The sequence below is a fragment of the Tenacibaculum sediminilitoris genome, assembly GCF_964513795.1.
Classification (GTDB): domain Bacteria; phylum Bacteroidota; class Bacteroidia; order Flavobacteriales; family Flavobacteriaceae; genus Polaribacter; species Polaribacter sediminilitoris.
Genome location: NZ_CAZEQR010000003.1, coordinates 74,774 through 94,559, shown reverse-complemented (window position 1 = coordinate 94,559; position 19,786 = coordinate 74,774). Strand labels below are relative to the sequence as shown.

The 19,786-nt window shown below is 32.7% G+C and carries 22 protein-coding genes and 3 tRNA genes; 13 read left to right on the top strand and 12 right to left on the bottom strand.

The window, feature by feature from the left end; genetic code table 11:
- Positions 1 to 2,181, bottom strand: a complete 2,181-nt coding sequence (locus tag ACKTSW_RS01520; protein ID WP_408023508.1) for a transglycosylase domain-containing protein — start codon at positions 2,179 to 2,181, stop codon at positions 1 to 3.
- Positions 2,182 to 2,323: 142 nt separating this feature from the next.
- Here ACKTSW_RS01520 and ACKTSW_RS01515 point away from each other — a divergent pair, with 142 nt between their 5' ends.
- The 3 genes from ACKTSW_RS01515 to ACKTSW_RS01505 all read left to right on the top strand — a co-directional run bounded on the left by ACKTSW_RS01515 (position 2,324) and on the right by ACKTSW_RS01505 (position 5,434).
- A complete protein-coding gene (locus ACKTSW_RS01515; RefSeq protein WP_408023507.1) occupies positions 2,324 to 3,670 on the top strand; it encodes a flagellar export protein FliJ in 1,347 nt (448 codons plus the stop codon).
- 10 nt (positions 3,671 to 3,680) lie between these two features.
- The gene (locus tag ACKTSW_RS01510; RefSeq protein WP_408023506.1) at positions 3,681 to 4,868 is read left to right on the top strand and encodes a hypothetical protein; all 1,188 of its coding nucleotides are present in this window, start codon (positions 3,681 to 3,683) and stop codon (positions 4,866 to 4,868) included.
- Positions 4,869 to 5,047: 179 nt separating this feature from the next.
- Positions 5,048 to 5,434 (top strand): hypothetical protein, encoded by a 387-nt coding sequence (locus tag ACKTSW_RS01505; protein WP_408023505.1) that lies wholly within the window; start codon positions 5,048 to 5,050, stop codon positions 5,432 to 5,434.
- Positions 5,435 to 5,516: 82 nt separating this feature from the next.
- On the opposite strand, the gene arsM is transcribed toward ACKTSW_RS01505, so the two are convergent.
- The 10 genes from arsM to ACKTSW_RS01455 form a co-directional block, all read right to left on the bottom strand.
- Complete coding sequence (arsM, locus tag ACKTSW_RS01500; RefSeq protein ID WP_408023504.1) at positions 5,517 to 6,485, bottom strand: arsenosugar biosynthesis arsenite methyltransferase ArsM; 969 nt, start codon at positions 6,483 to 6,485, stop codon at positions 5,517 to 5,519.
- A gap of 185 nt (positions 6,486 to 6,670) precedes the next feature.
- Positions 6,671 to 7,486 carry a purine-nucleoside phosphorylase gene (locus ACKTSW_RS01495; protein WP_408023503.1) on the bottom strand — a complete coding sequence of 272 codons (816 nt, stop codon included), beginning with the start codon at positions 7,484 to 7,486 and terminating at the stop codon, positions 6,671 to 6,673.
- A gap of 48 nt (positions 7,487 to 7,534) precedes the next feature.
- Positions 7,535 to 8,170 (bottom strand): TIGR04282 family arsenosugar biosynthesis glycosyltransferase, encoded by a 636-nt coding sequence (locus ACKTSW_RS01490; RefSeq protein WP_408023502.1) that lies wholly within the window; start codon positions 8,168 to 8,170, stop codon positions 7,535 to 7,537.
- Entirely contained in the window at positions 8,163 to 8,654 is a 492-nt protein-coding gene (locus ACKTSW_RS01485; RefSeq protein ID WP_408023501.1) for a rhodanese-like domain-containing protein, read from the bottom strand. Before ACKTSW_RS01485 ends, ACKTSW_RS01490 begins: the two co-directional genes overlap by 8 nt.
- 63 nt (positions 8,655 to 8,717) lie before the next feature.
- Positions 8,718 to 9,773: an arsenosugar biosynthesis radical SAM (seleno)protein ArsS gene (gene arsS / locus ACKTSW_RS01480; protein ID WP_408023524.1), complete on the bottom strand. Its 1,056-nt coding sequence runs from the start codon at positions 9,771 to 9,773 to the stop codon at positions 8,718 to 8,720.
- A gap of 159 nt (positions 9,774 to 9,932) precedes the next feature.
- Entirely contained in the window at positions 9,933 to 10,268 is a 336-nt protein-coding gene (locus ACKTSW_RS01475; protein WP_408023500.1) for an arsenosugar biosynthesis-associated peroxidase-like protein, read from the bottom strand.
- Positions 10,269 to 10,328: 60 nt separating this feature from the next.
- A complete protein-coding gene (locus ACKTSW_RS01470; RefSeq protein ID WP_408023499.1) occupies positions 10,329 to 11,036 on the bottom strand; it encodes a DUF547 domain-containing protein in 708 nt (235 codons plus the stop codon).
- 107 nt (positions 11,037 to 11,143) lie between these two features.
- Positions 11,144 to 11,229 (bottom strand) — tRNA-Leu (locus ACKTSW_RS01465).
- 61 nt (positions 11,230 to 11,290) lie between these two features.
- Positions 11,291 to 11,379: transfer RNA gene (locus ACKTSW_RS01460), tRNA-Leu, on the bottom strand.
- Between the two features lie 23 nt (positions 11,380 to 11,402).
- Positions 11,403 to 11,474 (bottom strand) — tRNA-Gly (locus ACKTSW_RS01455).
- 170 nt (positions 11,475 to 11,644) lie between these two features.
- On the opposite strand from ACKTSW_RS01455, the gene cyoE reads away from it, so the two are divergent.
- From cyoE to tsaB, 10 genes are all read left to right on the top strand, one after another.
- Positions 11,645 to 12,547, top strand: a complete 903-nt coding sequence (gene cyoE / locus ACKTSW_RS01450; RefSeq protein ID WP_408023523.1) for a heme o synthase — start codon at positions 11,645 to 11,647, stop codon at positions 12,545 to 12,547.
- The gene (locus ACKTSW_RS01445; protein WP_408023498.1) at positions 12,547 to 13,131 is read left to right on the top strand and encodes a cytochrome c oxidase subunit 3; all 585 of its coding nucleotides are present in this window, start codon (positions 12,547 to 12,549) and stop codon (positions 13,129 to 13,131) included. The genes cyoE and ACKTSW_RS01445 overlap by 1 nt, the downstream gene beginning before the upstream one ends.
- A gap of 57 nt (positions 13,132 to 13,188) precedes the next feature.
- Positions 13,189 to 14,172: a cytochrome c oxidase subunit 3 gene (locus ACKTSW_RS01440; protein WP_408023497.1), complete on the top strand. Its 984-nt coding sequence runs from the start codon at positions 13,189 to 13,191 to the stop codon at positions 14,170 to 14,172.
- Positions 14,173 to 14,193: 21 nt separating this feature from the next.
- Positions 14,194 to 14,532 carry a cytochrome C oxidase subunit IV family protein gene (locus tag ACKTSW_RS01435; protein ID WP_408023496.1) on the top strand — a complete coding sequence of 113 codons (339 nt, stop codon included), beginning with the start codon at positions 14,194 to 14,196 and terminating at the stop codon, positions 14,530 to 14,532.
- Between the two features lie 67 nt (positions 14,533 to 14,599).
- Complete coding sequence (locus ACKTSW_RS01430) at positions 14,600 to 15,247, top strand: hypothetical protein (protein ID WP_408023495.1); 648 nt, start codon at positions 14,600 to 14,602, stop codon at positions 15,245 to 15,247.
- Between the two features lie 13 nt (positions 15,248 to 15,260).
- Positions 15,261 to 15,908, top strand: coding sequence for an SCO family protein (locus tag ACKTSW_RS01425; protein ID WP_408023494.1), 648 nt, complete (start codon positions 15,261 to 15,263; stop codon positions 15,906 to 15,908).
- A gap of 7 nt (positions 15,909 to 15,915) precedes the next feature.
- Positions 15,916 to 16,431 carry a DUF420 domain-containing protein gene (locus ACKTSW_RS01420; RefSeq protein ID WP_408023493.1) on the top strand — a complete coding sequence of 172 codons (516 nt, stop codon included), beginning with the start codon at positions 15,916 to 15,918 and terminating at the stop codon, positions 16,429 to 16,431.
- 58 nt (positions 16,432 to 16,489) lie between these two features.
- Positions 16,490 to 16,636: a hypothetical protein gene (locus ACKTSW_RS01415; RefSeq protein WP_408023492.1), complete on the top strand. Its 147-nt coding sequence runs from the start codon at positions 16,490 to 16,492 to the stop codon at positions 16,634 to 16,636.
- A gap of 196 nt (positions 16,637 to 16,832) precedes the next feature.
- The gene (locus ACKTSW_RS01410; protein WP_408023491.1) at positions 16,833 to 18,164 is read left to right on the top strand and encodes a TolC family protein; all 1,332 of its coding nucleotides are present in this window, start codon (positions 16,833 to 16,835) and stop codon (positions 18,162 to 18,164) included.
- A gap of 99 nt (positions 18,165 to 18,263) precedes the next feature.
- The gene (gene tsaB, locus ACKTSW_RS01405; protein WP_408023490.1) at positions 18,264 to 18,938 is read left to right on the top strand and encodes a tRNA (adenosine(37)-N6)-threonylcarbamoyltransferase complex dimerization subunit type 1 TsaB; all 675 of its coding nucleotides are present in this window, start codon (positions 18,264 to 18,266) and stop codon (positions 18,936 to 18,938) included.
- Here tsaB and ACKTSW_RS01400 read toward each other — a convergent pair.
- Positions 18,935 to 19,741 (bottom strand): mechanosensitive ion channel family protein, encoded by an 807-nt coding sequence (locus ACKTSW_RS01400; RefSeq protein ID WP_408023489.1) that lies wholly within the window; start codon positions 19,739 to 19,741, stop codon positions 18,935 to 18,937. The genes tsaB and ACKTSW_RS01400 overlap by 4 nt on opposite strands.
- Positions 19,742 to 19,786: the final 45 nt, after the last annotated feature.

Genomic DNA, 19,786 nt, shown 5'->3' with positions numbered 1-19,786 from the left:
TTAATTTTCTTCCTTTTTCTTTCCAAAAAGTCTGTTGAAAAAGCCTTTAATTCCTTTTTCTCTATAAGGAGGACAATCGATTGACGAAGAAATCTCTTCAGAAATTTTAAAAGAGGTTAGGTATTTTTTCTTGAGTTCAGGGTTGTTTTCTATTTCTTTAAGAATGTTTGCTACAATAGGCAGCGCTAAAGAAGAACCAGAACCATTCCCGCTGTTAAAGTGTATGTCATTTTTAGAAGTTCCTACCCAAGTTCCAAGAACAATATTTGGTGTATACGCCATAAACCAAGCGTTGGTGTAGTTTTGAGCAGTACCTGTTTTACTGGCTAACGGACTTTTGATTTTATACCTATTTCTTATGCTAGCTCCTGTTCCTTGTTCTACAGCTTCTTGTAAAATGGAAGTTAGGGTTTTTGTGCTTTCTTCTGTGAATACTCTTTCGAGTTTTTGTGCTTCGCTTTCATAAATGATATTTCCTTTCTTATCGGTAACCTTGCTAATCATATACAAGTCGTTCATTTCACCATTATTGGCAAAAGTACCGTAAGCTCTTGTGGCTTCAAAAAGTGATAAATCTAGTGTTCCTAAAGCAATAGAAGGAGCATCGTCAGTAATTTCTGGGAATAGTAACTTTTCACAAGTGTCAATCAACCACTCTTTTTTTAGTTTAAAGTATAGGTTTACACTAGGAATGTTCATGGATTGAATTAACGCATACCATAGAGCAACTTTTTTATCGGGAGTTGAGCTATAGTCAGCATTTTGAGGTTTCCAGTTATCGTATTTTGGATATGTTTTTTCTTCATTTTCAAAATAATCACACGGAGAAATTCCATTTTCCAGCGCTGTAGCATACAAAAACGGTTTGAATGCAGAGGCTATTTGGCGGTGCGACAGCACCATATCAAAAGGAAGTGTGTTAAAATTATTGCCTCCAATCCAACTAATCACTGCTCCGTTTTTCGGATTTGTAACCAAAACAGAAGCATTCAGCATTTTATCATAATACCAAAGACTATCAATCTTGTTTCCTGTGATGGTTTTGGTGCTATCCCAATCGAAGAGTTGAATAGTTCTTTTTTGCTTATCCTTTTCTGTGAATTGTTGTTTTTGTAACCACCTGTTTTTTAGCCTATTTGAAGCTAGCTCTTTGTCTAGTTGTTTTTGTTTATTAATAAGTTGCTCTTTTGCAGCTTTCTCTGCAATTTTTTGAATATCGTAATTCAGCGTGGTATGAATTTTTAATCCGTCTGTTTCTAAGTTATAATCGCTTTTTGAAGTTTCATTAATAGTCTTTATGAGTTCCTCAGCTTTTTTCTTTACCTGATAGGTAAAATAACGAGCAGTAGCATTTATATCGAGATTATGGTAGCTAAGCGCAATAGGTAATTTTTGTAAGCTATCCGTAACATCATTGCTTACATACGCTTCATTATTCATTAATTGAAGAACCGTATTACGACGTTTTTTAGCGTTTTCTGGATGTAATCTAGGATTGTAGTAGGTGTTGGCTTTTAACATACCTACAAGTACTGCCGATTCTTCGATTTTTAATTCCTTAACAGATTTATTAAAAAATCGGTTGGCGGCGGATTCTACGCCGAAAACATTTTCTCCAAAAGGCACCGAATTCAAATACAACAACAATATTTCATCTTTACTGTACACCTTTTCTATGCGACTCGCAATGATGAGTTCTTTAATTTTATTGATAGGCATGCTCAAAAAACCATGATACTGTCTACCGTAGAGGTTTTTAATTAATTGTTGGGTAAGGGTGCTTCCACCACCACCAGACGCATCTCGTAGTAACAAACTTCTAAAAAATACCCGTGCATAGCTTTGACCATCGTAACCGTTGTGTGAATAGAATCGTTTATCTTCTGTAGCAATGAGTGCTTCTTTTAAATGATTAGGAATTTGGGCTAGCTTTATATTGGTTCGGTTTTTAGCAAATATTTTTCCAATAATCACCTCATCTGATGAATAAATTAAAGAAGCTTCTTCATTAATAACTGACGTCAACTCTTCTTTGTTGGGTAACTTACCAAACACTTCAAAATATACTAAGGAGAATAGCAATACTACCGAAAGAAGTCCAAAAAGAATGAATCCTGTTATGGATTTCAATAAAAGGATTAATTTCTTACTTTCTTTAAGTTGAAGTTGTATTTCTTTCAATGTTTTCATGATACTACAAAACGAAGGTTGGTTGGTAAAATTGTGAGAATGTTTTAAGAAAAAGGTAGTAAAAACTAAACAAAGATTAAATAAAATCCTAGAAAATGAGTAGTTTTGCAGCTAAATTTTAAAAAAAAATCTTATGAAAAAATCACTTTTTTTATTGCTTTGTTTATCCTTTTGCTTTCAAATTAAGGCGCAATCTGTATCAAACACTTCTTTTACAACTTCTGGCGCTGGATGGTTTCAAGTTGGTAAATGGACTTCTACAGAAAGAGGATCGGCTAGGGTAGTTGTTTCTTTAAATGGAGGTAACCATGCACCCCAATCTGTGATTATTGATGCTTTTAAAAATTGGTCTACGGGACTTCAAGTTGACATAAAAGGAATTTTAAACACTTACATTCAGAAGGTACGAATAACCAACGATGCTAATTACTATTATCTTGAAGCCTATTTTAACAGAGGCATTACAGATAATGCTACCATTTATTTACATGAAATCGAAGGAAGGTCAAGTGGTTTTACGTTGAATTCAGGATTATTACCACCAAGTTCAGGGAGTGTACTTTATGAAACTGGAGATATTATAAAAAAGACGCAATTAGGAAACTCATTAGATGTAAGAAAAGATCTTTTTGTTAAAGGGAAAGTAGAAATCGTATCTTCTGGTGGAAGTTGGATATCAGGTAAAACAGGTTCAGGAGGGATTACTTCTTCAACACAATTGACTAGTAATGCATATTATTCATTAATTCGTCAAAAAACTTCAAGTGGGCATACCATTAGCATGGGAGGATTAGGAGATTCTTTTGGGTTCTTTGGGTATGATAAAGACCGAGTAGAAAACGGATATGATCACAGTATGGTGATGAACTTAAATACAGGTAATGTAGGAATAGGTATAACAAGTCCATCGACTAAATTAGAAATCCGAAATGGAACTTTGAAAGTTTCTGGAGGTTCTACATTAGGGCAAGAATCATCAAGATTTGTTGTTGATTCAGGTAATTCATATGGTCACTCATTAATGGAGCTGAGAAATATAAATGGTGTTATGTTTAAAGTTTTGGGAAATGGAAACGCTGCATTAAATGGAAAGTTTGAATCAAAAGAAATTAAGGTAACAACTACCCCGACTGCTGATTTTGTTTTTGAAGAAAGTTATAGTTTACCAACTTTAAAATCCATAGAAAAACACATAAAAGAAAAAAGACACCTACCTGAAATAGCATCCGCTAAAGAAATGAAGCAAAATGGTGTGAATATAGGTAACTTTCAAATTCAGCTATTGCAAAAAATCGAGGAATTGACACTTTATACTATTCAGCAAGAGAAGAAGATTAACAGCCAAAAAAGTAGGTTAGAACAACAAAATAGTAAATTAGTAAAACTAGAAAGTTATAAAGAGCAACTGGAACAGCAGGCAAATGAAATTGCGAAGTTAAAAAAGTTGGTAAGAAAAATAATAAAGAAGAGTAAGTTATAATCATTTTTAAATGAAAACGAAAATTAAAATTACTGTTATTGCTATAACAGGGTTTGTGCTTACGATAAAAGCACAGACAGGAGAGGTAGACAATTATTTTAACGGGAATAATTTTTATAAAGGAATTAGCTGGCAAGCTATTAAGTCTAGATTCTATAGTTACGGAGGAAATGGTTCTGAAGCCAAATGGTTATTACATAATATTCCAGAACAAGGAGGACGCTTTGTTGTTGTGGCTGGTCCAGTGGGGCAAACAGGGAATAATAATGTTGCTTTTTCCATAGAGGGTAATAAAAGTGCATTATTTACTGGTAATGTTGGAATTGGAATTACAAGCCCTGATAAACAATTAACAGTGAACAGCCAGATTAAAATTCTAAAGTCAGGGGATGCAAGAACATCTGGAGATAAAGCAGAATTAATTTTTGGAGAAAAAGATTCTGACTCCTATTCAGGAAATATTCGAATTGAAAATACAAATTCTAATCCTGGATATGTAAATCCAAAGATGGTTTTTTCTCTCCAAGATTATAATAGTAGTACTTTAGATAAAGTAATTGATAGGATGACAATTCTTCCAAATGGTAATGTAGGAATAGGTACTGCAAGCCCATCAGCTAAATTACATATTCAAAACGGAAAGCAAGCTTTAACTTTCTTGAATGGAAGTAACACTAGCGGTTACACTTTGAATATTGGAGTAAATGATGATGGAATTAACTTTACAAATAATTCGAGTATTAGAGGTTTTAATTTTCGTAATAGTAACGGGAATCTTTTAAAAATTTCACATAATGGAAACGCTGCATTAAATGGAAAGTTTGAATCAAAAGAAATTAAGGTAACAACTACCCCGACTGCTGATTTTGTTTTTGAAGAAAATTATAGTTTACCAACTTTAAAATCTATAGAAAAACACATAAAAGAAAAAAGACACCTACCTGAAATAGCATCCGCTAAAGAAATGAAGCAAAATGGTGTGAATATAGGTAACTTTCAAATTCAGCTATTGCAGAAAATTGAGGAGCTAACCTTGTATACTATTCAGCAAGAGAAGAAATTACAATCTCAAGATGAGGAAATTGAATTGTTAAAGGGGCAACAAGCAAGAATTCAAAAGCTTGAAAAAGAGAATAAAGTTTTAAAGGCTTTATTAGAAAAGGTGAATCGATTAGAGAAGTTGATTGAAGAAAAATAAAAATTATAGTACTAATAAAAACCTACTATTTTATCGTTGTTACTAATGATAAGAACAGGTTATTTGAAATTAATAATCACATGAAAAATAAACTGTTAATTTATTTATTGTTATTCCCTTTAGTGGTATTATCCCAGAGTTTTCCGAGGCCACCCAGTACTGCTCAAATCAATAATATTATGTCACAGCAACATCAGATGATGATGCAACAACAACAAATGATGCGAATGTTGCAAAGAAACTATGAAACAGATCAACAAAAGTTAGTGAAAGCTAAAGGGAAGAAAGTAAGAATTGATGATAAGATTCGTAATCTTAAAAGCGAATTGTTAACCACAAGAGAAGATCTCAGTTTATTACAAGGTTCTGACATGAAGTTGAATAAACAACAACAAAAGAGGAAGAAAAAACTGCTTAAAACTTTAGCAAAAATGAATGGTAAAATTGCTAGAAATACTGAGAGGCTGCGAAGTATTAATAGTGATATTGCCAAATTAGAAACACAAACAGAAGAAACTTCTCATGAAATCGAAAAAGAAAATAAGAAAACAAAAAACTCAAAATAATACTGGAAAAAGTAAACGTATTTGAGAAACGTAAAGCTAAAAAGCCTCACAAGTTTTGAAACCTGTGAGGCTTTTTAGTTGTTTAACAACACCCACCACCATCGTAATGATAGGTAGATTCTGAGAAAAATATATCGTCTCTTTCTAAAGCTTTTAAAGTTGCTGCTGTTTTATCACAAATAGCCAACGGTTGGTTTTTTAATAAGGTGTGTCCTGCGCCATCATCAAAATAGTCTTCATCACCAAAGTAAATGGCAGCTTTTCCTGTAAATACACATGGACCATCAGCAGGCATTGGATCTTTAATAGCTGCTACTTCAATCGATTCGATATAAATCAATTCATCCGTAGGATAATTCTTAGGGTCTAAAATTCGATAGGGTTTACGTGCTCTAATTTCAATGGTTCCAAAACCGGCATCCGTCAACATTTTAACATATTCAGCAATAGGTAAACTTCCACTTAAGCATAAGGCACGCAAACGCTCATCGTTACGTAAGGTTTCGTTCATGGGTTGCTCACACGTAGGGTCACTCATAACCAAACGTCCGTGGGGTTTTAACACGCGGTACATTTCAGCAATGGCTTTTTTCAGTTCTTCAGCTTTAAAAATGTTGAATAAACAGTTTTGAGCAGCTACATCAATAGAATTATCTTCTACAGGTAAGTGTAAAGCATCTCCTTTTCGTAAATCTACAAACTCACTTTTAAACCAAGGGTTTTGAGCTTCTGCTTCAACGAAATTTTTTTCAGAAGCTTCTAACATTTCATCTACCACATCAATTCCAATTACGCCATTTTTCTGACGTGAGAAATAAGAGAATTGCAGCAATTCCATTCCGCCACCAACACCTACATATAATATTTTAGGGTTGTTAGTTAAATCGCGTGCATGCACTGTAGAACCACATCCGTAGTTCATTTCTTGCATGATTTTCGGGATTTTTAACTCTGGTAACTCCCAAATTGGGTTTGTTGTACAGCATAAACCAACATCAGGGGTTAAGGCTGCTTCTTTATATACTTTTTTGGTGGTTTCTAAGTAACTCATTTTTTTAAGATTAAAGACTGCTAGGCTGTTAGATAAATGAATAAAGACTTGTATTGTTTGTCTTGGTTCTTGAGTCTAAGAGTCTTGCTTATCATTTGTTTTTGTCATTTCGAGCGATAGCGAGAAATCTCAAGGTTGGATGTTACTCCCATTCATAAGATTCTTTCACTATGTTTGGAATGACGTTATAATTCATTAATCAATTCTTTAAACAGCGTAATCATTTTAGGTTCAGCTTTTCCAGCAACTTCAATGATTTCGGTAATATCTACAGGTTGTAAATTTTTAGGATCGCACTCATCGGTTAATACCGAAACGGCTGCACACGGAATGTTGAGTTGTTTTGCTACGATAACTTCAGGCACCGTACTCATTCCAACCGCATCTACTTCTAAAATTTGTAACATTCTGTATTCAGCTCTGGTTTCCAATTGCGGACCTATAACACTTGCATATATTCCTTCTTTCAGGTCTATGTCGTTCGCTTTAGCAATAGCTTTCATTTGAGTGTTCAATTTTTTTGAATATGGTTCTAACATATCGGCAAAAATATTTCCAAACTCGTTTGCTCCTTTAAAGGCTAGAGGAGAGCCTCCTTGTAAATTCAAGTGATCTTCAAGCAACATCAAATCTCCTTTTTTATAAGAAAGGTTGATAGCGCCTGCAGCATTAGAAACTAACAAAGTTCTAATACCTAACGCATGCATGGTCCTAATACCGTAGGTTACTTCCCATAGGTTGTACCCTTCGTACATATGAAAACGCCCAGACATAACGACAACTTTTTTACCTGATAGGGTTCCGTAAATTAACTTTCCGGAGTGAAATTCTACCGTTGCTTGTGGGAAATGCGGAATGTCAGCATATGGTACTTCTTGTTCAATGGTTATTTCATCAACTAATTTTCCTAATCCTGTTCCTAACACAATTCCTATTTCTGGGTTGGTAATTCCTTTGTGTTGAAGAAATTCTTGTGTTTCTTGTAGTTGTTGTTTTTTCATGATTTATACTGAAAAGACCCTTCGACTGCGCTCAGGGTGACATGATGTTTATTTTAAAAATTGATTGAATGTTGGGTTGTTTTTGATGTCGTCAAAAACATCTACATCGTTTAAGGTTTCTAACAAATGTACTGATTCGTTTTGTAAATCATTTAAGGTGTCTTTTCTAACAGTTGAGGTTCCCCAGTCTTTATGTTGAAAAATGTTAGCATGTAGTTTTTTTATGCCTAATAAGTAATAACCACCATCTTCCGCAGGACCCATAACTACATCATTAGAGTTTAATTTTTGAAAAGCGTCATTGATGTGTTCGGAAGTTACATCGGGTAAATCGCTACCAATAATTACAACTTTTTCATATCCAGTAGAAAAAGCTTGTTGAAAAGCGTTGTGCATTCGTTCTCCCAAATCACTTCCTTCTTGTTGATGCTTTTGATATGTGGTAGCATCCCAAATATCATTTTCACGAATTTTCGCGGAATAATAAACGGCTTTATCACACGATAAATTTTGGGTGACTTGTTTTGTGTGTTCTAATAAGAATCTATAAATATTTAAAGCAGCTTCCTTTCCGATGGTTTTAGCTAAACGTGTTTTTACTTTACCTAATTCAGGGTTTCGAGTAAATATTAGGAGAAGGTTTCTCGACTGCTTTCGAAATGATATTTCATTGTGATTATTCATATATTTTTTCTCCTTTGTGTAGCCACTTGCTCCATTCTTTATTAAAAGCATGGATTTTTTCTGTAGGGTTGTTTTGTAGATTAACTATTGTGTTTCCTTGGTTTTTCCACTCAAAGATTCCGCCATACAGGTTAAAAATGTTGGTAAAACCTTCTTTCTGTAGCTTTTCGGCAATGTCTTCTGACCGAATTCCTAAAGAGCAATACACTACAATTTTAGTATTTTTATCTTTTGGAAGTTTTTTTAAGGTGTTTTCTAAATTGAAAAAATCATAGCCAACACAAATAGCATTTTTAAGATGACTAACTTCAAATTCTTTGGGTTCTCTAGCATCTAATAAAATAACTTCCTTTTCTTTTTGTAGTTCACTAATAGAAATATATGGAATACTTTCAGTGTTATATTTTTTTAATAACTGTTGTAAGTTCTTTTGAGAAAAAGAATTTACGGATACTAAAAATATAAGAAAGATGAGGTTTTTCATAAGAAAGATATCTCGACTGCGCTCGATATGACATTTTTATTTTCACATTAATTCACTGTTACATTAAATTACTGTACCCTGACAACTACTTCCTGCACCTGCGGTACAACCATAACAGTGTTGATTGATAATGATATTCCTGTTTTGTAACAGTTCTTCATTGTATTCAGAAATGTGTTGGGACTTACTGGCTACTTTCAAATTTAGCATTTGATTGAAATCGCAATCATATAAATATCCGTCCCAACTTACCGATAATGTATTGGTACACATTACATTTTCTACTGCCATAGGATTGTAGGCCTCTACTAACGAATACATATAGTCTTCGTAATTTTCAGAAGCAATTAAATAATCTAAAAAACGACTGATAGGTAAATTGGTAATGGCAAAAAGACTGTTGAATGTTATGTCGAAATCTTCTTGTAGAGCTTTTTTAAAATCTCTTTCAAGTCCAGTTTGATCTCCTGGTAAAAATGCTCCTGACGGGTTGTATACTAAATCTAGCTGTAAACCAGTTCCTTCAATTCCATAACCCACAGCATTTAGCATTTTTAAAGCTTCAATAGATTTATCGAAAACACCATCACCGCGTTGTTTATCGGTTTTTCCACGCGTCCAATGTGGCATGGAAGAAACTACATGTATATTGTGTTTCTTGAAGAATTCAGGTAAGTCATAATATTTTTTATTCGCTTTAATAATGGTTAAGTTAGAGCGTACAATAAAATCTTTAATCCCTGCTTTGGATGCTTCTTCAACAAACCATCGAAAATTCGGATTCATTTCAGGAGCTCCACCTGTTAAATCCAGAGTATGTGCTCCAGTTTTCCGAATCATTTCTAAACATTGTTCCATGGTTTCTATGGTCATGATTTCTTTTCGGTCAGGACCAGCATCTACATGGCAATGTGCGCAAACTTGATTACACATGTATCCTAAATTAATTTGAAGAATTTCTAATTTTTTAGGACGTAATGGAAACTGATTGGTTTCTTTGAGGTTTTTTGCAAACGTAGGCAATTCACCATTAACAAAAATTCCGTTTGATAAGATTTCAAGCTGACGTTGTGTGTTTGCTAAATCGTTATTTCTAGATTTTAAAGATTTTTTCATTATCTCCTAAAGCTGAACTTGTTTCAGCTTCTCATCATTTTTAGTATTTAATATCCTTCGACTAGTTCCTAGTGTACTTTCAATCAAAATGCATTTTGATTTCAACCAATGCTCAGGATAAGCGACCTCTAAAATTTTGCTAGAAGCAAAATAAGAGCCTGCTTACATTTCTAATTTGTTTACCTTGTTCATCATTTGAACTCCGTGTACTAAGGTTGCTCCACTTTTAATGGCAGCTCCAACATGGATTGCTTCCATCATTTCTTCTTTGGTAATTCCACGTTGTAATCCGTCTTTAGTATACGCATCGATACAGTAAGGGCATTGCTCAGTATGTGCAACAGCCAAGGCGATTAAACTTTTTTCACGAGCGGTTAAAGCGCCTTCTTCAAAAACTTTTCCGTAATAATCAAAGAACTTGTTCCCCAATTCCTCACTCCATTCAGTTATTCTACTAAACTTACGTAAGTCGGCAGGATCGTAATATGTTTTTGACATGTTTTCTTTTTTCTGTTAAAAGGTAAAAATACCAAATTGTTTTTATAAAAAGCGACAATACTATTTTCCGTTTAAGCTCCAGTCGTATTTCAAATAACTAACTTTAGCCTTAGGGTTAATTTTAGTTTTTGAGTATTTGTTTAAGAAATCAATTAAGTTTCCTTCTTTTGTAAAATCTTCTTGAAACCACTCAAATATTTTAGATAGTTGAACTTTGTTTTCTGAAATTTTATTTCTTGAAGAATCATTAATAAACCTCTTCATTAAAAGAGTAGTTTTTGATTCATAATTTTTTTCTGTAAAAGCACAATTTGGTAGTTGAGGACAAGAACCCGACGCACAATTTACAGCGACATGAATTTTAGGGTCACTATATTTTTTACGTAAAATTTCATGTTCAATTTGATTTAATGTATAGGTTTTACCACCAACTTTAGCAAATGGAATTTCCCAAGCATTTTTACCGTTCTTTTTAATATTCATAATACTTTTTAAAGGATAATTGTCTAAAATCAATTGAATAGTATACGCATTGTACGCATTTACCCAAAAGGCTTTCGTTTTTGCTACAGACCAAGATTTTTGAGGTTTGGTGCTTGTTAAGTGATTTAAATAGACTTGAAGTTGGGCTTCATCTGTTTTAAAACCTTGATAGTTTACATTCCCTTTAGTGTCTACATGTTTTTTTAGTAATGTATTATAGGTGCTAGTTTGAGCATTTGTATGTAAGAAAAAAGTTACACTAATTAATAAAAATATCTTTTGCATGATTCCGATTTTGAAGTTTAGACGTGTGTTTGAAAGATACATTACAAAGAATGTGTCAAAAAGTTTATAAACAAAAAAGCCTTAACAAATAAATGTTAAGGCTTTTGTACTGAAGGCGGGACTTGAACCCGCACGGGCATTACGGCCCATTGGATTTTAAGTCCAACGTGTCTACCAATTCCACCACTTCAGCATATGTGGTTTGTTAATGACTACTTTTAAAATGAAACCTCACTCATGCAAGTGAGGTTTCTTGGTACTGAAGGCGGGACTTGAACCCGCACGAGCATTACGGCTCATTGGATTTTAAGTCCAACGTGTCTACCAATTCCACCACTTCAGCATACTCTTTTTTAAAAAGGCTTGAGCGAAAGACGGGATTTGAACCCGCGACCCTCACCTTGGCAAGGTGATGCTCTACCCCTGAGCTACTTTCGCGTAGTCATTTTTATTTTAATGAACGTGCATTACTGCGAATGCGGGTGCAAATATAACACCATTTTTTTAATTACAAAGTAGTTTTTAATTTTTTTCAATTTTAATTCCAATAAAATTTATGGTGGTTCAATAAGAATGAAATATCTTTGCAAAAATTTTTAAAATTAGAAGTGGATTCTGTTTCATCTGTACATACTAAAACTTCCATAAAATCAATAGTTAAAGACTTTAAACAGTTAACTAAAGTTGGTTTGTCTATTAGTGTAGTTTTTACTTCTATTACAGGATATTTGTTAGGAGCAGAATCAATTAATTATACTACCATAATTTTATTAGCTTTAGGAGGGTATTTAATGGTCGGAGCATCTAATGCTTTTAATCAGGTAATAGAAAAGGATATAGATGCAGTAATGCAACGCACTAAAAATCGTCCATTACCTTCAGGAAGAATGTCAGTTACTACGGCATTGATTATTGCTGCCATTTTTACAATTGCTGGTATTGCTATTTTATATGCCATTAACCCGAAATGTGCTTTGTTTGGCGCAATTTCTATCTTTTTATATACGAGTGCATATACCCCGTTAAAAGCAGTAACACCTTTAGCTGTTTTTGTAGGAGCCATTCCTGGCGCTATTCCTTTTATGTTAGGTTGGGTGGCTGCAACAGGAAAATTTGGTATAGAAGCAGGGTTCTTGTTTATGATTCAGTTTTTTTGGCAGTTCCCACACTTCTGGGCAATAGGATGGTTACAGTTTGAAGAGTATAACAAAGCTGGGTTACATATGCTTCCTATGGATAAGAAAGATAAAGGAGCAGTTGTTCAGATTATCTTTTATACCTGTATAATGATATTAATGTCTATTGCACCCGTATTAAAAGTAACAGGAGATTTATATATATATCCATTAACAGCAGTTGTTATTTTGTTGTTAGGGTTATTAATGTTGTATTACGCAATCCAATTATATAAAACTGAAAAGAACACTGATGCAAGAAAGTTAATGTTAGCAAGTGTTTTTTATATTACAATAGTACCCATTATATATGTGGTAGATAAATTTTTACACTAATGAGTGAACAAACGTTACAAGAAGAATTAAAAGCAGCCAAGCGAAAATCAGCAAAACCAATGTTATGGGTATCCATGATTAGTATGGTGATGTTTTTTGCCGGATTAACAAGTGCTTATGTAGTTAGTATGAATCGTGAAGATTGGGTTACGTTCGATTTACCACAAGCGTTTTACATTAGTACTGTACTCATAGTATTGAGTAGTGTTACATTATTTTTCTCTCAGAAATTACTAAAAAAAGATAATATACAAGTTTCATTTATCTTATTGCTAGCTACTTTAGGATTAGGCTTAGGCTTTGTATGGTATCAATATGTAGGGTTTAACGAGTTGAAAGCAGTAGGGCTTTATTTTACAGGACCAGAAAGCACGGTATCAACATCGTTTATTATAGGAATAACATTTATGCACGTTTTGCACCTGTTAGCAGGAATAATAGTGCTTTTAGTTGTTATTTATAATCATTTTAAAAAGAAGTATTCATCAACCGATATGCTTGGGTTTGAACTCGGTGCGATCTTTTGGCATTTCGTTGATGTACTATGGATTTATCTATTTTTCTTTTTCTATTTTATTAGATGATGAAAAATGCGTAATTTTGGCGCACTGATTTAACAAAAATTAACAATATAGAGATTTATGGGAGCAAATATTGCTGTAAATTCTGACAACAAAGAGACCTGGAGCGGAGGTGGTGCTAAACCATTTGGAGCTAGTTATGGTAAAATGATGATGTGGTTTTTCATCGTATCTGATGCATTAACTTTTTCTGGCTTTTTAGCTGCATATGGTTTAACACGTTTTAAGTTTATTGACTCTTGGCCTATTGCTGATGAGGTATTTACACACTTTCCTGGTTTACACGGTGTACACGCACCAATGTACTATGTAGCATTAATGACATTTATTTTAATTGTGTCATCGGTAACTATGGTGTTAGCGGTAGATGCGGGTCATAAAATGCAACAAAAAAAGGTAGCTTGGTATATGTTTGCTACAATAGTTTTTGGTATTATTTTCGTTGGGTCACAAGCTTGGGAATGGAAAAACTTTATCAACGGTTCTTATGGTGCAGTGAAAACGACTGATAATCACATTTTACAATTTGTAAAAGACGGTCATCAAATAGCTTTAGCTGATTTTGTGCATAATGGTAGAAAAGATGAAAGAGTTCAGCATGCAAGAACCAATGGGTTATGGTTTGAAGGAGAGTCTACAATTTCTGCATATTCTGTAGTACAAGTACAGGAAGCTTTTAAAGCTGACCCTTCTTTGCTAATTAGAACGGAACAATTAAATCCTGAAACAAAGCAAAAAATAGTTTTATCAAGAGAAGAAAGTTTAGCTCAGTTAGCGAAAGCAAAAATGGTAGTAGAAGGAGCGAACTTACATGTAAATGAATATGGTAATCCTATATTTGCTGACTTCTTCTTCTTTATTACAGGTTTCCACGGTTTCCACGTATTTTCAGGAATCGTAATTAATATCATTATTTTCTTTAACGTTGTGTTAGGTACGTATGAGCGTAGAGGACATTACGAAATGGTTGAAAAAGTAGGTTTATATTGGCACTTTGTAGATTTAGTATGGGTATTTGTATTTACCTTCTTCTACTTAGTATAATTAAAAAAACAATAGAAAAAAATGGGTCACGCACACGAATCAAATACAAAAAGAATTTGGATTGTTTTAGCAATCTTAACAATAGTAACAACAGTTGAAGTAGCGTTAGGTATTATAAAACCAGCAGGGTTACATTTACACGGATGGGGAACTAGTTGGTTAAACTGGATATTCATTATCTTAACTATTGTAAAAGCATATTATATTGCTTGGGCTTTCATGCACTTAGAAGGAGAAAAACCTTGGTTTAGACGAGCAATCGTTTGGACAGCAGTTTTCTTAATATGTTATTTAGTGACATTAGTTCTTATAGAAGGTGGTTACTTATTCGATACATTAGCGCCATTAGTAAAATGGTAATCATATAAAAAACGAAAAAAAAAGGTGGTGTTATAACCACCTTTTTTTATATTTAATTTATAATAAAATGAGTAAAACAAAAAGAAATATTGTATTATTTGCATTGTTCATTGTGCCGTTATTGTTTTATATATTTTTATCATTAGGTATCAATAATTTTGCAAAATTACCTGTGCTTACAGAAAATGTTATTGATATTTCTTCAATAAACAGAAAGTATCAGTTTGATAAGAAAATTTCAATTGTAGTTTTTGTAGGAAGTAATACAAATGAGGCTAAAGGAGAGTTGTTTAATCTTAATGAAAAAATATATAAACCATTTTATGGGTTTAAAGATTATCAATTAATTGTGGTAGCTTCTAATAAGGCAAAAGAAAACGTAGAGAAACTTCGAAAAGAAATAGGGACCTATACCAATATGGTAAAATGGAATTTTATTTTTGCTAGCAATGAAGAAATAGAAGTATTGTATGATAGCTTTAAAATAAACGAATCATTAGATACTGATATGCATTCTTCAAAAGCATTTATTATTGATAAGGAAGGTGGCTTAAGAGGAAGAACAGACGATGAAGATAGCACTGACGGAAAATTATTTGGTTATAATATGAAATCGGTAGCAGAGCTCAATAATAAAATGAAAGACGATGTTAAGGTGGTCTTAGCAGAATACCGATTAGCATTAAAAAAGAACAACGCAGATAGAGAGATTTAAGGTTAGCTGAATTATGAAAAAACAGAATTATTCATACATAGGTATTTCACTAATAGTATTGCTTTTTGGTATTTACGCAGTACCTAAAATTGTGGCACACTTCCAAACTGCTAATTTACACAAGTTTAATAAAGTGCCAGACTTCGAGTTTATTAATCAAGATAGAGAAACGATTACGAATAAGAATTATGAAGGGAAAGTGTACGTAGTAGAGTTTTTTTTTGCTACTTGTCCTACAATTTGCCCTTTAATGAATGCACAAATGGTAGAAATTCAAAATGAGTTTATGGGAAACCCTAACTTTGGAATAGCTTCATTTTCTATTACTCCAGAGATTGATACACCACATCAATTGAAAGAATATGCCAAGAATAATGGAATAAATCATAAAAACTGGCATTTGTTAACAGGGAAACCTGACGATGTCGTATACGATTTATCAAATGAAGGTTTTAAGCTGTATGCAGGAAAAGGAGAGGCAAGTCATGGTGGATTTGAGCATTCAGGATTATTTGCACTAGTAGATAAAGATGGGTATATCCGTTCAAGATATGATGAACATGGAAACCCTATTATGTATTACCGAGCATTAGATGAGCATAATTTTGGGAATCAAGTTCAAGAGTTAAAAGAAGATATTAAGTTATTATTGAAAGAGTAACATGAGTATGGAAGAACAAAAGTATAAGAAATTTATAACTGCAGTATCTATTATTATTCCTGTAGCAGTAGCGGCCTTATTTGGAATTAAAATACCAAATGTTGAACCATTATCGTTCTTACCACCTATTTATGCTAGCATAAATGGGGTAACAGCTATATTGCTAGTGGCTTCAGTAATAGTGATAAAAAGAGGGAATAGAAAGCTACATGAACAACTGAATACTATAGCAATTATATGTTCTGCGTTGTTTTTGGTGATGTATGTGGCTTACCATATGACTTCTAACTCTACACCTTTTGGAGGAGAAGGGATAATAAAATATGTTTATTTATTCATCCTAATTACTCATATACTATTATCGATTGTAATTATACCGTTGGTATTAATTACATTTATGAGAGCCCGATTAGGTAATTTCCCTGAACATAAAAAAATAGCTAAAATCACATTTCCGTTATGGTTATATGTTGCTGTAACTGGAGTAGTTGTTTATTTAATGATATCACCTTATTATGTTTAAAAAAAATATTTTTTTTATTTTTTTATTGTTTTCCATAAAGGCATCTTCACAATGCGCCATGTGTAAAGCCGTAGTAGAAGGAGGGAATGAAACCATAGCTGAGGGAGTGAATAATGGAATTACTTATTTAATGGTGTTCCCTTATGTATTAGTTGGATTGCTATTTTATTTTATTTACAGACATAAAAAAAAGGAGAAAAGTTAGTATTTATAATTAATAATGTTTTTTTGTAACATATCTTAGTTTTAATCGTCATATAGTCGCAATCAAAAATATTGTAGCGTATTTATACGTCGATTTATATAATTGTTTGCTAGTTTTTCAGATTATTAGAAAAGCTATATATTTTTACATTTTAGAAATGTCAACTAACTAAGTTTAAATAAAAAATATTGATCTTTTGAAAACTAAAATTGCATTATTTACGGCTATATTTACTTCTATAGCTGTTTTTTCTCAAAAACAATGGACACTTAAAGAGTGTGTAGATTACGCTTTAAAAAATAATATTACAGTTAAGCAAAACCGCTTAAACGTAGAACTAGCAAATAAAGATGTTGAAATATCTAAAGGAAATTTCCTGCCAGATTTAAACGGATCTTCTAGTGCTGGTTTTAGTTCTGGTTTATCACCAGACCAAACAGGGGTTTTAAAGAATACACAAAACTTCAATTCTTCATTTAGCTTATCAAGTAGAGGAACTATTTTTAATGGATTTAGAAACTTGAACCAAAAAAAACAAGCACAGTTAAGTGTAAAAGGTAGTGAGCTAGATTTAGCTAAAATAGAAAATGATATTTCTTTAAATGTAGTAAACGAATACTTAAATGTGTTGTTTGCAAAAGAAAATTTAGCAGTTGCAACAGTTCAAGCAGAGATTAGTAAAAAGCAAATTGAAAGAGCTAGAGCTCAGTTTGAAGGAGGAGCAATACCTAAAGGAGATTTATTAAATGTAGAATCAACAGCTGCAGGTGATGTTCAAAATGTGGTATTACAAGAAAACACATTGAGTATAGCTTTGCTAAGGTTAAGTCAGTTGTTACAAATTTCTTCAAAAGATTTTAATATAGCTGATATCGAAGTAGGTTCTCCTTCAGTAGCATTATTGTATAATAATTCTAATGTAGTATATGAAAAAGCATTATCTGCATGGCCAGATATAGAAAGAGCACAATTGAATGTGGAAAACTCAGACCTGAACATAAAATTAGAAAAAAGTGCATATTTACCTAGTTTGTCGTATTCAATAGGTGCAAGTAGTTCTTACTTTCATCAGTTTAATAACTTGTTTCCAGGTCAAACGAATGATTACTTTTTCAAACAAACAAAGGATAGAATTAGATATAATTTAGGTTTGTCGCTTAATGTTCCTTTATTTAACCGTTTTCAAACAAAAAATAGAGTAGCCAAATCTATAATAAATAAAGAAGTTTCTGAGCTTGCTCTAGAAAATCAAAAATTACAACTACAACAACAAATTGAAAGTGCCTTTTTAGATGCAAAAGCAGCAGCTAAAACATACGAAGCTGCACAAGTATCCTTAAAAGCTCAAAAAGAAGCATTTAAAAATGCACAGGTAAGTTATGATTATGGGTCAATGACTCAATTTGATTTCGATCAAGTACGTAATCGATTAGTGAACGCTGAGGGAGCTATGATTAGAGCTAAATACGATTACGTGTTTAAAACGAAAGTATTGAAATTTTACTACGGAGAATCAATCGTTGATTAACTAAGAAAAATATATTTATTGTTGGAAAAGCCTTGTTAGAATTTTACTAATGAGGTTTTTCTTTATGATGTATCTTTGTTAAAAATAAATTTTTCAGATTTGGCAACAATCTTACATATAGAAACTGCAACCAAAAACTGTTCAGTTAGCATAGCAGAAAAAGGGGAGCTTTTAGCAATACAAGAGTTAAATGATGGAAACTATTCTCATGCCGAAAAGTTACACCCATTTATTCAGCAGGTAATACAAGAGGCAAAACTTTCTTTTAACGATATTGATGCAGTAGCTGTAAGCAAAGGCCCTGGTTCTTACACAGGCTTGCGTATTGGTGTTTCAGCAGCAAAAGGACTGTGTTTCGCATTTGATAAGCCTTTAATATCTATTGAAACATTACAATCTTTAGCTCATAAAATAAATATTAAAGAAGGAGTTATCGTACCAATGCTTGATGCGCGTCGTATGGAAGTATATGCGGCGGTATATAATGCCAATTACGAACAAATAAGAGAGATAAAGGCTGAAATTATTGATAAAAATTCTTTTCAAGAATTTTTATCAAAAGAAAAAGTGTATTTCTTAGGAGATGGAGCAGAAAAGTGTAAGGGAATAATTACACACGAAAATGCAGTTTTTATTGATGGAGAATTTCCTTCGGCAAAAGAAATGGGACAATTAAGTTTTAATAAGTACAAAAAAAACGACATCGAAGATGTCGCTTATTTTGAGCCTTTTTATTTAAAAAACTTTGTGGTTACGCCTGAAAAAAAACGTTAACTCTCTTTATGAATTTCCACTGAGTGAGGATAAGGAATTTCGATTCCAGCTTTATCTAAGGCAATTTTAGTGTTTTCAGTTATATCGAAGTAAACACCCCAATAGTCTTCTGTTTTACACCAAGGTCTTACAGCAAAATTAACAGAGCTATCAGCCAACTCAGATACATTAACTGTTGGTATAGGGTCTTTCAATACTTTTGGGTGTGATATGATAACATCCATTAATATTTCTTTAGTTTGTTTAATATCAGCATCGTAAGAAACACCAAAAGTTAAATCTACTCTACGAGTTCCTTCAGAAGAGTAATTAACAATATTTCCATTAGATAAAGATCCGTTAGGAATAATTATTTCTTTATTAGATAAACCAGTAAGTTTAGTTGTAAAAATTTCTATTTCTTTTACAACCCCTATTTCACCTTGAGCTTCAATTAAATCACCAACTTTAAATGGTTTGAAAAGCATGATTAAAACACCGCCTGCAAAATTACCTAAAGAACCTTGTAGAGCTAAACCAATAGCCAAACCAGCTGAAGCTAAAATAGCAGCAAATGAAGTAGTTTCAACACCTAGTTTTGCTATAACTGTAATTATTAAAAGAATTTTTAAAGACCAATTTAATAAGTTTACTAAGAATTTTTGTAGAGTAACATCTACTTCTCTTTTAGTCATTATTTTTTTGGCCGCTCTGAGAATTAAATTGATAATGTAAGAACCTACAACGTAAATAATAATTGCAACAATTGCCTTAGGAGCATAAGCAACTATAAGTTCTTGAAATTTTTCTAAATACTTTTCCATTTCTTATGGTAAATTTTAGTTATTAATAAATAGTTTTAGTAAGTG

Coding starts and splice junctions, on each gene's coding strand:
- ACKTSW_RS01495 (WP_408023503.1), bottom strand. CDS start 7,486: ATGAAAAAACAACAACTACAAGAAACACAAGAATTTCTTCAACACAAA.
- ACKTSW_RS01510 (WP_408023506.1), top strand. CDS start 3,681: ATGAAAACGAAAATTAAAATTACTGTTATTGCTATAACAGGGTTTGTG.
- ACKTSW_RS01415 (WP_408023492.1), top strand. CDS start 16,490: ATGTGTAAAGCCGTAGTAGAAGGAGGGAATGAAACCATAGCTGAGGGA.
- ACKTSW_RS01490 (WP_408023502.1), bottom strand. CDS start 8,170: ATGAATAATCACAATGAAATATCATTTCGAAAGCAGTCGAGAAACCTT.
- ACKTSW_RS01435 (WP_408023496.1), top strand. CDS start 14,194: ATGGGTCACGCACACGAATCAAATACAAAAAGAATTTGGATTGTTTTA.
- arsM (WP_408023504.1), bottom strand. CDS start 6,485: ATGAGTTACTTAGAAACCACCAAAAAAGTATATAAAGAAGCAGCCTTA.
- ACKTSW_RS01425 (WP_408023494.1), top strand. CDS start 15,261: ATGAAAAAACAGAATTATTCATACATAGGTATTTCACTAATAGTATTG.
- ACKTSW_RS01515 (WP_408023507.1), top strand. CDS start 2,324: ATGAAAAAATCACTTTTTTTATTGCTTTGTTTATCCTTTTGCTTTCAA.
- ACKTSW_RS01485 (WP_408023501.1), bottom strand. CDS start 8,654: ATGAAAAACCTCATCTTTCTTATATTTTTAGTATCCGTAAATTCTTTT.
- ACKTSW_RS01445 (WP_408023498.1), top strand. CDS start 12,547: ATGAGTGAACAAACGTTACAAGAAGAATTAAAAGCAGCCAAGCGAAAA.
- ACKTSW_RS01440 (WP_408023497.1), top strand. CDS start 13,189: ATGGGAGCAAATATTGCTGTAAATTCTGACAACAAAGAGACCTGGAGC.
- ACKTSW_RS01475 (WP_408023500.1), bottom strand. CDS start 10,268: ATGTCAAAAACATATTACGATCCTGCCGACTTACGTAAGTTTAGTAGA.
- ACKTSW_RS01400 (WP_408023489.1), bottom strand. CDS start 19,741: ATGGAAAAGTATTTAGAAAAATTTCAAGAACTTATAGTTGCTTATGCT.
- ACKTSW_RS01430 (WP_408023495.1), top strand. CDS start 14,600: ATGAGTAAAACAAAAAGAAATATTGTATTATTTGCATTGTTCATTGTG.
- ACKTSW_RS01470 (WP_408023499.1), bottom strand. CDS start 11,036: ATGCAAAAGATATTTTTATTAATTAGTGTAACTTTTTTCTTACATACA.
- ACKTSW_RS01505 (WP_408023505.1), top strand. CDS start 5,048: ATGTCACAGCAACATCAGATGATGATGCAACAACAACAAATGATGCGA.
- ACKTSW_RS01420 (WP_408023493.1), top strand. CDS start 15,916: ATGGAAGAACAAAAGTATAAGAAATTTATAACTGCAGTATCTATTATT.